The 10717-nt window shown below is 60.7% G+C and carries 9 protein-coding genes; 1 reads left to right on the forward strand and 8 read right to left on the reverse strand.

Annotated elements, in window-relative coordinates:
* Positions 1 to 298: 298 nt before the first annotated feature.
* From Q1J43_RS03240 to Q1J43_RS03260, 5 genes are read right to left on the reverse strand one after another with little or no spacing between them, the layout of a single operon-like run.
* Positions 299 to 2350, reverse strand: a complete 2052-nt coding sequence (locus Q1J43_RS03240) for a dipeptide ABC transporter ATP-binding protein (RefSeq protein WP_301100910.1) — start codon at positions 2348 to 2350, stop codon at positions 299 to 301.
* 30 nt (positions 2351 to 2380) lie between these two features.
* Complete coding sequence (locus tag Q1J43_RS03245) at positions 2381 to 3808, reverse strand: ABC transporter permease subunit (RefSeq protein WP_301100911.1); 1428 nt, start codon at positions 3806 to 3808, stop codon at positions 2381 to 2383.
* On the reverse strand, positions 3805 to 4785 hold the full coding sequence (locus tag Q1J43_RS03250) for an ABC transporter permease (protein WP_301100912.1): 981 nt from the start codon (positions 4783 to 4785) through the stop codon (positions 3805 to 3807). The genes Q1J43_RS03245 and Q1J43_RS03250 overlap by 4 nt, the downstream gene beginning before the upstream one ends.
* A gap of 2 nt (positions 4786 to 4787) precedes the next feature.
* The gene (locus Q1J43_RS03255; protein ID WP_301100913.1) at positions 4788 to 4949 is read right to left on the reverse strand and encodes a hypothetical protein; all 162 of its coding nucleotides are present in this window, start codon (positions 4947 to 4949) and stop codon (positions 4788 to 4790) included.
* The gene (locus tag Q1J43_RS03260; RefSeq protein WP_301100914.1) at positions 4946 to 7129 is read right to left on the reverse strand and encodes an ABC transporter substrate-binding protein; all 2184 of its coding nucleotides are present in this window, start codon (positions 7127 to 7129) and stop codon (positions 4946 to 4948) included. The genes Q1J43_RS03255 and Q1J43_RS03260 overlap by 4 nt, the downstream gene beginning before the upstream one ends.
* 137 nt (positions 7130 to 7266) lie before the next feature.
* Between Q1J43_RS03260 and fabI the strand changes: the two genes are divergently transcribed.
* Entirely contained in the window at positions 7267 to 8067 is an 801-nt protein-coding gene (gene fabI, locus Q1J43_RS03265) for an enoyl-ACP reductase FabI (protein WP_301100916.1), read from the forward strand.
* 185 nt (positions 8068 to 8252) lie between these two features.
* Here fabI and Q1J43_RS03270 read toward each other — a convergent pair whose 3' ends face one another.
* The 3 genes from Q1J43_RS03270 to Q1J43_RS03280 form a co-directional block, all read right to left on the reverse strand.
* Positions 8253 to 8987: a hemagglutinin repeat-containing protein gene (locus tag Q1J43_RS03270; protein ID WP_301100917.1), complete on the reverse strand. Its 735-nt coding sequence runs from the start codon at positions 8985 to 8987 to the stop codon at positions 8253 to 8255.
* A 180-nt stretch (positions 8988 to 9167) separates the two neighbouring features.
* Positions 9168 to 9443, reverse strand: a complete 276-nt coding sequence (locus tag Q1J43_RS03275) for an immunity protein Tsi6 family protein (RefSeq protein ID WP_301100918.1) — start codon at positions 9441 to 9443, stop codon at positions 9168 to 9170.
* 10 nt (positions 9444 to 9453) lie between these two features.
* Positions 9454 to 10717 (reverse strand): polymorphic toxin type 46 domain-containing protein (locus Q1J43_RS03280; RefSeq protein ID WP_301100919.1); only part of this gene is annotated, 1264 nt, incomplete at its 5' end.

A 10717-nucleotide genomic window follows, 5' to 3' on the forward strand; every position in this document is an offset into this window, starting at 1 on the left:
AGCGGCATGTACCTGACTCGATTCCAACGCTGCGATTCCTCATCGCGCAAGCCATCGCCCGCAAACTTCAGCGCTGTCCGTGCTGTGGAGCAGGCAATCATGCCATGTGACACAGTAAGACTAGCAGCCTGTCGGACTTGACCAGGTCGGCTGCAAAATGTGGGAAGACGGCCCATTTTCGCCCGTGTTTCTGCGCGAATAGAACGACTATTCGCTTGAAACCCGTGCAAAACTGCGCTCGTCTCCCACATTTTTCGCTTCGACCCATCAAGCCCGACAGGCTGCTAGGTCTTCGAAACTACCGATACAGGTGGCAGCGCACGATGTGGGTCGGCATTACGCGGCTTGTTTCGGGATAGCTGGCGCGACAAACTTCGCTGGCCTGCGGGCAGCGCGGGTGAAAATGGCAGCCGGCAGGCGGATTGGCCGGCGACGGCATTTCGCCGACCAGCCGGATAAATTGCGCTTGCTCGTTAAGACGCGGGCTGGGCACGGCGGATAGCAGCGCCCGCGTGTAGGGATGCTGCGGCGAGCGCAGCACCTCGTCGACAGGGCCCTGCTCAACGATGCGGCCAAGGTACATTACCGCCACCTCATGCGCCAGATACTCGACGACGGCAAAATTATGCGTAATAAATAGATAGGCCAAGCCGAGGTCATCCTGCAGTGCCTTGAGCAGATTGAGGATCTGCGCCTGCACCGAGACGTCAAGCGCCGAGGTTGGCTCGTCGCAGATGATCAGCTCGGGCTGCACGGCGAGGACGCGGGCGATGGCGATGCGCTGCCGCTGGCCGCCGGAAAACTCGTGCGGATAGCGTTGTGCGGCCGCCGCATCGAGCCCGACCTGTTGCAGTAGTGCGCTGATCGCCACGGCGGCATCAGCCCGCGACGCGAGCGCGTTGAGCGCATTGAGCGTATTCATTCCCTCGCCGATGATCTCGCCGACCGACAGACGCGGGTTGAGCGAAGCGAAGGGGTCCTGAAAGATCATCTGCATCCGGCGACGCAGCGGGCGCAACATGTTGCGCGAGAGGCCGCAGAGCTCGCGCCCCTCAAGCCGGACGCTGCCGGCGGTCGGGCGGATCAGTTGCAGGATCGCCTTGCCGACCGTCGTCTTGCCGCAACCCGACTCGCCGACCAGCGCCAGCGTGCGGCCGCGAGAAAGTTCCAGCGCGACACCGTCGACTGCCTTGACGTGGCCGACGGTGCGTTGCAGGATGCCGCGCCGGATAGGGAAGTGGACGCGAAAATCCTCCACACTGAGCAGTGGGGAGTCAGGGGAATCAGGCGTGCGCAGTGGATCGGGAAGCGCTACGGCCGTTGGCAAAGGGGCAAGCGCTCTGCCCGGCTCAGCGAGCAGATGACAGCGCACGCGATGCTCCGGGCCGGCATCGTACCAGGCCGGCGCCTCGTCACGGCAGCGTTTCCAGGCCTGTGGGCAGCGTTCGGCAAAGCGGCAGCCGGTGGGCATCGCCGCCAGCGACGGCACCTGGCCGGCAATCGTTTCCAGCCGCCCGCCGCGCCGTGCGAGGTCGGGCAGTGCGGCAAACAGCTTCTGCGTGTACGGGTGGCGCGGTGCGGCAAAGAAGGCGTCGCGCGGCGCTTCCTCGACGATCTCACCGGCGTACATGACACCGACGCGGTGCGCCATTTGCGCAACGACGCCCAGGTCATGGGTGATCAGCAGCATGCCCATGCCGCGCTCGGCCTGCAGGTGGCGAAGAAGGTCGAGAATCTGCGCCTGGATGGTGACATCGAGCGCCGTCGTCGGCTCGTCGGCGATCAACAGGCGCGGGTTGCCGGCCAGCGCTATGGCGATCATCACCCGCTGCTTCATGCCGCCGGAAAGCTGGAAGGGGAACTCGCCCAAGCGGCGCGGCGCATCGGCAATACCGACCGCTTCGAGTAGTGCGAGCGCGCGCTGGCGCGCTGCGTCGCGGGTAAGCGAGGCATGCCGTTCCAGCACCTCGCCGATCTGCCGTCCGACAGTCAACACCGGATTTAGGCTGGTTGCCGGTTCCTGGAAGATCATCGCCATGCCGCCGCCGCGCACAGCGCGCATTTCGGTCTCCGGCAGGCGCAACAGGTCGTGGCCCTCGAAACGCACTTCGCCAGCAAGAATACGCCCGGCTGCTGGCAACAAGCGCAACAGTGTGAGCGCGGTCGCTGACTTGCCGCAGCCCGATTCGCCAAGCAGCGCCAGCGTTTCACCGCTACGCAACTGAAAATCGACGCCGTCGACCGCAACCAGTACCCGGCGCGTTTGGGCATAGCCGCTGGCAAAGCCCATGCGCAGGTCGCGCACGGTCAGGATCGTCTCGCGCTCAGTCATTGGGAATAAGGCTGTCATTCCAGATCAAACCCGGGCGGTATTTCTGATTCATAATGCACCCGTCATTCTCGGATCGAAGGCGTCGCGCACGGCATCGGCGAGTAGATTGGCCGACAGCACCAGGGCGAACATGAAGACGAAGGCTGCCGCCAGCGACCACCAGACCATCGGTTCGCGCGCCAACTCCATGCGCGCGTTGTTGATCATCGTGCCGAAGCTGATCATCGTCGGATCGACACCGATACCGACGTAGGAGAGCACCGCTTCGGCGAGCACCAGGCTGGAAAAATCCATGACCAGCGTGATGATCACGATGTGCATCAGGTTGGGCAGGATGTGGCGCACGATGATGCGCAAGTCGGAGACGCCGAAAGCCTGCGCCGCCTGGATGTATTCGAGCTCGCGCAGCTTGAGCGTCTCGCCGCGCAGCAGGCGGCACAACGTGGTCCAACTGGTCAACCCGAGGATGAAGCAAAGCGCCAGCAGGCGCAGGTCGGCGCGCTCGGCGGCGGTGGCGAACCACTGCGGGTGGGTATCGATCACCACCTGCATCATCAGCACTGCGGCGGCGATCAGCAGCACGCCGGGAATCGAACTGACGGTGGTGTAGACGTACTGAATCAGGTCATCGACCCAGCCGCGGAAGTAGCCGGCGAGGATGCCGAGCAGGATAGCCAGCGGCAGCGTCACCAGCGTTGTTACCAGGCCGATCACCAGCCCGGTGCGAATGCTCTTGAGTATCTGGTAGAAGACGTCCTGGCCGACCTTGTCGGTGCCAAAAACATGGTAATCGACGCACAGTGCGGCGAGCGGCAGTAGCAAGAGCAACAGTACCGTTAGCGTGATCAGCACCGCGCGCCAGGCAAAATCCGTCTGGCCCTGCCAGAGGGTTCGCCACGCCTTATTTACAGAGCATAGCGAACGGCGCGCCAGCAGATGCGCGGCCGCTACGGCTAGAGATGCGCAGAGCAAGGCGGCAAGCGCTATTGCGGCCAGCACCCGGCGGCCGACGTCGGCGCTGCGCTGATCGTCAGCAGTGCCCAGATGCGCACCACCGTACTTCAAGCGCGGAAAATCGCGCAGCAGTTGTACATGGCCCTCTGCATCGCGCTGCTCGATCGATTCCTTGGCGTAGGCGCGTGTCGCCAGTGGTTCGGAGTAGGTCTTCTCGTTGCGCGTGCGCAGCGGCGTCGCCACGGTGTCGAGCAGCGACAGCACTTCGATGGCGTAGGCGACGGGCTGCGCGCCGTCGCTACTTTCAAGCCGTGGCCGGTAATGGATCGAATCGAGCAGGCCAACCAGCACGAAGGCGACCAGCACCGTCGCCGCGGCCATCCCCGGACGGCTGTGCCCGACCCGCTGCCACGCCGCGCGCAACTGCGGGTTGCGCGAGGACAGTACGCCGAGCACGATGGCGGCAACGACCAGCAGCCAGATCAGCAGGTCGGACCAGAGAATGACGGGGAGGTAAGTCATCGGTCGAAGCGTATCCGGGGGTCAACGAAGGTATAGGAAATGTCGGTCAGGATCAGCCCGACGATGTAGAGCACCGAACCGATGAAGACCATGGCGCGCACGACGGCGAAATCCTGAGCGTTGATCGCGTCGATGGTATAGCTGCCGAGCCCCGGGATGCCGAAGAACGATTCGGTGAGCAGCGAGCCCATGAAGAGCAGCGGGATGACCACCACGACGCCGGTCAGGATCGGGATCATGGCGTTGCGCAGCACATGGCGAAAGAGCACGGTAAGCTCGGAAAGCCCCTTGGCGCGTGCCGTGCGAACATACTCCTTGCCGATTTCCTCAAGGAAGATCGTTCGGTACCAGCGCGCCGACGAGCCGATTCCTGAAATGACGCCGATGAGCACCGGCAGAATCAGGAACTTCCAGGCATCGATGCCGCCGCCAAAGCCCGAAATCGGCACCAGTCGCCACAGCTTGCTGATCAGATACTGGCCGCCGATGATGTAGAAGAGCCCGGAAACCGACATCATCGCGACACAAAGTACGACGCCCCAGAAGTCGAGATAGCTGGCGCGGAAGAAGGCCAGCAGCAGCGCGAGAGTGACTGCCACGAACAGGCCGAGGATGAAGGTCGGCAGCGCGATGGCCAGCGACGGCCCCATGCGCGAGGTGATTTCCCTGGCGATGTCGCGACCGTCCTCGGCGCGCCCGAAGTCGCCGACGAACATGCGCGCCGATTTAGCGAAGAGCACGGTATCGGTCAGCACCCCGACGCCATCGGCCTCCCCGTTAATGAACAAGGGTTTGTCGTAGCCGCGCTCGATCTTCCACTTGGCAATCGCCTCCGGCGTCACGCGCTTGACGCCAAGCTGCATGCGCGCCATGTCGTCGGGCGTGTTGACGACGAAGAACAGAGCGAAGGTAATGAGGTTCACCCCGATCAGAATCGGGATGGCATAAAGCAGTCGGCGCAGGAGGTAGGCGAGCATGGTTACGAATTATGAAAGGCCGCTATTTCACCGCAAAGGCGCGAAGGGGCAAAGAAGACTTTTTCGATTACAAACTTGCTCGATCCTGCAATGACCAAGGCACTCTCTCCAGTTTTTCTTTGCGGTCCTTCGCGTCTTTGCGCCTTTGCGGTAAGGTTTTTCATGTTTTTTCCTTCTGAGTCGCCGTGCCGCGTTCGCGGCGACGGTAGCTGATCAGCGCCGGCAGGACGAGCGAGGCGAGCACAAGGAGGCCGACGGCGAGCGGCCACAGCACGGGCTCGTTCCATTGCTGGCGTCGCCGTTCGCGTTCGACAACGTCGATGCGCTGGTACTTCAGGATATTGTTGCCGACGTCGGTCGGTTTGCGGTTGTGCAGCCAGGCATGGCCCAGTGTATAGCTCTTCGGGTGGAAGCCAAAAATCCACGGCGCGTCTTCCTGCAGAATGCGGTTCATGCGGGTGATTGCGGCCAGCCGCTGTGCATCGTTATCCATGTCTTTCATTTGCGCAAATAGCCGGTCGAATTCTGCATTGGTGTAGTTCGAAGCGTTTTCCCCGCCTTTGGCGACCTTGCCCTCGGAGCCATTGAGCAGGAAGAAGAAATTCTCGGGGTCGGGATAATCTGCATTCCAGCCCAGGTAGTAGAGCTGTACCGCACCCTTGCGCAGCTTCTCCTGGAAGCGGTTGAAATCGGTCGAGCGCACGACGAGCTGGATGTCGAGCTTGGCAAACTGGCGTGTCAGCCAGTCGAGCCGCGACTTGTCGCCCATGCCGCCACTGGTGGTGTCGAGGTTGAGCACCAGCGGCTCGCCGCTTTTGGCGTCGCGGCCATTCGGCCAGCCGGCCTCGGCCAGTCGCTGCCGGGCTTCGGCAATCGGTCGGCGCTGCGCCTTGCCATTGATCTTGTCACCTCCCCATTCATAGACCACCGGATTGATCCCGTCCTCGCCTTCAAGGTAGCCGAAGATTCCTGGTGGCAGCGGGCTCATCGCCGCGATGCCGCGCCCGTTCATGAAGATCGAAATAAACTCCTCCTGATCGATGGCCATCGACAGGGCCTGGCGCAATTTGGCGCTGCGCTGCTCGCCGACCACCGGGTCGAGCATATTAAAGCCCATGTAAAAGGTCGACGCGCGAACGCTGGTCAACAGGCGAATTCCCTTGGCGCGCATCTCGTCGGACAGCGCCACGTCGCCACCGACATTGAGCCGAACCGCCTGGTCGAAGCTGTCCGATGAAATGCCAGAGGCATCGTAGTAGCCCTGCAAAAACTTGTTCCAGTAGGGAATGTTTTCCTTCTCGCGCGAAAAAATCGCTTTGTCGATGAATGGCAAGGGCTTGCCGCAATCATCCAGCAGGCCGGCTGCGCGGTCATCCGGCTCGCCCTCGCAGGGGTAGGTTTCGCCGTGGAAGTTGGGATTACGTTCGAGCACCATGCGGCTGTTCGGATTATTGGCGGTCAGCATGAAGGGGCCGGTGCCAACCGGATACCAGTCAAGCGTCAGGTTCTTTTCGGCCATCCCCGGCTGAGCGAAGAAGCGGTCAGCTTCGCGTGGCACCGGAGCGAAAAAGGGCATGGCCAGCCAGTAGAGAAACTGCGGGTACTTGCCAGCGAGTGTGATGCGCAGGGTATAACGGTCGACCCGGGTGACGCCGTCAAGGGCAAAGCGGTCAAGATCGAGCCAGGCACCGGCCGGCAAGGCTTTAGCTTCTTTTTGCAGCACCTCGCCGAGTTCCTTCAGTCCGAGAATGCGCTCGGCCATCATGCCAAAGATCGGCGAATGCAGGCGTGGATGCGCGAGCCGCTTAATCTCGTAGAGATAATCGTCGGCGACCAGCTCCCGCGTCCCGGTCTGCGCGAAATCGGCGATCGTTTCGATGCCGCGCAGCGCGTCGCGCGCAAGGTCGGCATAGAGCGGCTTGCCATTGGCATCGAGCGCAAAGGCCGGATGCGGCTGATAGCGGATTCCGGGGCGGATATGAATTTCGTAGACGCTGCGCGCAATCGTTTCGGCCGCCGCATCGCTGCGCAACTCGCGGCCATTGGCGTCATAATAGCGCGCCACCGGGACGGCCTGCGCGGTCGCCGGAACCAGCGTATAAGGCCGCTTCAGATAGTGGTATTGGAGCAACGGCTCATAGATCTGCGCCGTGAAGGTGACTTCATCTTCGGTGTAAGACTGCACCGGGTCAAGATGCTTTGGGCGCTCGGTAAACGCTGAATAGAGGATGTTCTTGCCGCGTTCGCTGGCCGGATAGGGGTCGTTCTGTTCGCTGCTGCATGCGGCAAGCAGCAGGAACAATGACCAGGACAATGACCGACGGACAAGGCGGAAAAAAGGCATGGGGCGAAGTGTAGCGCGAGTGCCCGCTGCTGTGCCGTAGAATCGTCGGTCGGTGATCGGGTCAAACTCACCTATAATATCGCCTCAAAGTGACCTTAACAGCAAAACTCCAACCCCATTTTGTTACAGGAGAACCCATGGGATTCCTAGCAGACAAGCGTATTTTAATCACAGGTGTTTTGTCCAAGCACTCGATCGCCTACGGCATCGCTCGTGCCTGTCACCGCGAAGGTGCGCAACTGGCCTTCACCTATCAGAACGAACGCTTTCTGGATCGTATCAGCAAATTTTCCGCCGAATTCGACAGCACCCTGGTTTTTCCCTGCGACGTCTCCGACGACGCCCAGATCGACAAGCTCTTCGCCGATCTGGCGACCCACTGGGAGGGGCTTGACGGGCTGGTGCATTCGATTGCCTATGCCCCCACCGAAGCGATTGAGGGCGACTTCCTCGACGGCATCTCGCGCGAATCCTTCCGCATTGCCCACGATGTCTCTTCGTACAGCTATCCGGCGCTGACCAAGGCGGCGCGCCCGCTGCTGCTCAAAGGTAACAAGGCCTCCGTATTGGCGCTGTCCTACCTCGGTGCCGAGCGCACCATGCCCAACTACAACACCATGGGTCTGGCCAAGGCCAGCCTCGAAGCGGCGACCCGTTATCTGGCCTTCTGCCTCGGACCACAGGGCATCCGGGCCAACGCCATTTCAGCCGGCCCGATCAAGACACTGGCCGCTTCCGGCATCGGCAACTTTGGCAAGCTGCTGGCCTATAACTCACACAACGCCCCGCTGCGGCGCAATATCACCATCGACGAAGTGGGCAACGCTGCCGCCTTCATGCTCTCGGACCTTGCCAGCGGAATTACCGGCGAAATCATGTATGTCGATGGCGGATTAAATACCACGGCGCTGGGCAACTCCGATCCGCTGCCAGCGTAGTCACATCGACAACACCGTCATAAATGGTCGCCCCCATTTTGCCAAGCGTTCAATTGATGATGGTAAGCAGGTAAAGATTGCAGCCATAGATCCGGACTTTGATCGAGGCCATAGCCTCTGTCCCTGATGGAATATGCTGGTCTACGGGTTGTCTCGACCACGGTCTGGCCTGTTTTGCCATCACGTCATTGCCCAACACCGATAACTGAGTCCCCGTGCTGCGCGTACGCGCCGGTCTGGCCCGGATTCAGGGGCTGGCCCAGTTGGTAGGAAAGACGGTCCTGATCGACGCTGGCCAGCAGGTCGAGATTGCCGCCGGCCTGCGCCGTGAGGTTGCCGCCGCTGTGGACGGTACTGCCGCGCACGGTGAGGTCGTTGTTGGCGGCGAGCGTGGTTTCGCCGCCACTCGTCAGGCGGCTGCCGCTGTAGTAGGTGGCTTGGCGACGGTAACGTCCGTCGCTGCTTTGTCCACTATCTTGCCAGTTGTCGCTGCGCGCGGCGGCATCGACTATCAGGTTCTGGCCGGCAAGCACGTTGAGCGCCTGGCCGGCAGTGAGTTGAGCGCCGGTCAGCGTGGTCCCCTGCCCCGAGCGCAGGTCGAGCTGTGTTCCGGCCTTGATCTGCGGTGCAGCCTCCTGAACCTGGCTGAGCGATCCGTGGCTCACGACGTCGGTGCTGATGCGTTCGATGGTGAGGGCCTTGCCCGCTGTCAGCGCGATGTCGCGGATGGCCTGAGCGTTGCCCTGAATATTAATGAGGCCGGCGTCGGCATTGAAAACAGGGACGCGGTTTGAGATTGGGGCGGCCAGAAGGCCGTAGGGGGAGACGAGGAAGGTGAGGAGGAGAAGCAAGGCGACCCCACGGCGCACCGGAGTACGGCGCAGTGTGAGGGCGAGTCCGGGGAAGCGAGCGGGGGTCATTGTTTGGTCAGATATTTCAAATGAGTATTGTCTGTTTGGCTTTTATTAACGCACTATCGTTATTCTCGTTTGTCATCAAAATCGAGAGAGCACGAAAACGTGACTAAAAACCGCAGTTACTCGATCCCGCCAGCATGATTTTCGAGAAGTCGTGAGAGAGGGGCCAACAAGACGAGAGGATTAAACTTTAAGTCCCTTGGCAGCCTTGAATGCAATGGCTTGTACAGCATTTAAAGCCTCAGCCAGTTCAGGATCACTCTCCTCAAACTCCCGCACCGCGAAATGCCCAACGATAATATTTTTCAGACGGGAGCGATCCTTCTCGTTCCCACGCAGCACCGATAACAAGTACTCCAACTGAGCGACAGTTGAGGCAAATATCTCAAATTCCGGAGCTGCGCTCAATCGAGCATGCGCAAGTGCCAAAGCTTTCTCCACTGTTTCTATAGCGGCCATAATCCAGTCCTTATTGTTGCGGAGTCAACACAAACGCTGGTTTCTGCGTGGAGAACAATTGTCGTTCGCCACCAATAGTCGGATATGACTGCCCACTGACAGACCAGAAATCGTTCACCGAAGCTGATGTGCTGCGCAACATATTCACTGGCTCTTTTGTCAAGTAAGGACTAAGAGTTTTTGACTCAACAGCTTGGGTGGCTCTATTAAAACCGAGAGGACTGATGCCTAGTTCGGTTGGCTGCACAAATGGGCTAAATGAGTACCAATTCCCTTGAGGTGCGCCAGGCGTTTGGTATTGCCATAAAGGTTTCCCAGAACCTAGCGCCTGCACTGACACGGGTTGAGTAAAGTCGATGCCGGTTAAATACGAAGGAATATTTCCTTCTGACACGCCTTGGGAACGGAAAAAGTTAGTTGCTGTTTCTTGGTTGCCCCGAATATTGATATCGAGGTTCAGGTCTCCAGTGCGCCCAAATTTATTGTTCAAATAGGCACGCTGTAGCGCTGTCGCATCAGCCGTTCCGGTGTCTGCCGCACCCTTCGCTATCACTGCCCCTTCCCCAATGGACGTCTCCGAGTACCCGAAAAGACGCCCAGCGACGAAACCAGCACCTTTAAGCAGCGCCCCGGCACCTGAAGCGATTCCTTCACCGATCAGGCCGTCGGCCACGCTCTGCGCGACGCTGTTCTGAAACTCGTTAGCCGGACGGGGGGTTGCAAGCAGCTCCGGCGTATTCGCTGGAACGGCGATGGTCAGGCCATTGCTGACAGTCAGCACCTTGTTTCCTGAATCAAGCGCTGCCATAACCTCGGCACGACACACGCTGGGGGCCGTGGAACCACAGGCGTTGGCCAAAGCCTGATCACGCGCGGCCGAGCGTTGGGTGAGTTCGTTCAGTGTATTGGTGTCTCCGCGCTTGAATGCCTCGTTGTAGCGTTCCTGCTCGGAGAGGGTGAGTAGGTTGGGGCGCTTCTGACTAAGGTAATTATTCACCGTCTCATTCTGCGCCGTCAATGCAGCCGTCATGCCGTCCTTGCCCAGCGCCGAGGCGACGCCGGCGCTGATCGCCATGCTGGAGAGTTGCAGCGTGGCGCTTTGTAGTTTCTGCGCCGACGTCGGATCGCTGCCCCAGCCGCTTGCGTCGGCGCCGCCGATGGCCTGATCGAGCAGCGGATTGGCGATGGCCGCGCCGGCGCCGCCGATCGCGCCTGCTAGCGCATCCTGTTCCTTGAGCTGGGCGGCCAGTGCGCCGACAACGGCGTGGCCGAGG

Origin of the sequence: Propionivibrio sp., assembly GCF_029255185.1 — a bacterium.
Taxonomy (GTDB): domain Bacteria; phylum Pseudomonadota; class Gammaproteobacteria; order Burkholderiales; family Rhodocyclaceae; genus Propionivibrio.

Excerpts from the sequence above, each read along its gene's own strand:
- Q1J43_RS03240 (WP_301100910.1), bottom strand. The coding sequence starts at position 2,350 with ATGACAGCCTTATTCCCAATGACTGAGCGCGAGACGATCCTGACCGTG.
- Q1J43_RS03245 (WP_301100911.1), bottom strand. The coding sequence starts at position 3,808 with ATGACTTACCTCCCCGTCATTCTCTGGTCCGACCTGCTGATCTGGCTG.
- Q1J43_RS03250 (WP_301100912.1), bottom strand. The coding sequence starts at position 4,785 with ATGCTCGCCTACCTCCTGCGCCGACTGCTTTATGCCATCCCGATTCTG.
- Q1J43_RS03255 (WP_301100913.1), bottom strand. The coding sequence starts at position 4,949 with ATGAAAAACCTTACCGCAAAGGCGCAAAGACGCGAAGGACCGCAAAGA.
- Q1J43_RS03260 (WP_301100914.1), bottom strand. The coding sequence starts at position 7,129 with ATGCCTTTTTTCCGCCTTGTCCGTCGGTCATTGTCCTGGTCATTGTTC.
- fabI (WP_301100916.1), top strand. The coding sequence starts at position 7,267 with ATGGGATTCCTAGCAGACAAGCGTATTTTAATCACAGGTGTTTTGTCC.
- Q1J43_RS03270 (WP_301100917.1), bottom strand. The coding sequence starts at position 8,987 with ATGACCCCCGCTCGCTTCCCCGGACTCGCCCTCACACTGCGCCGTACT.
- Q1J43_RS03275 (WP_301100918.1), bottom strand. The coding sequence starts at position 9,443 with ATGGCCGCTATAGAAACAGTGGAGAAAGCTTTGGCACTTGCGCATGCT.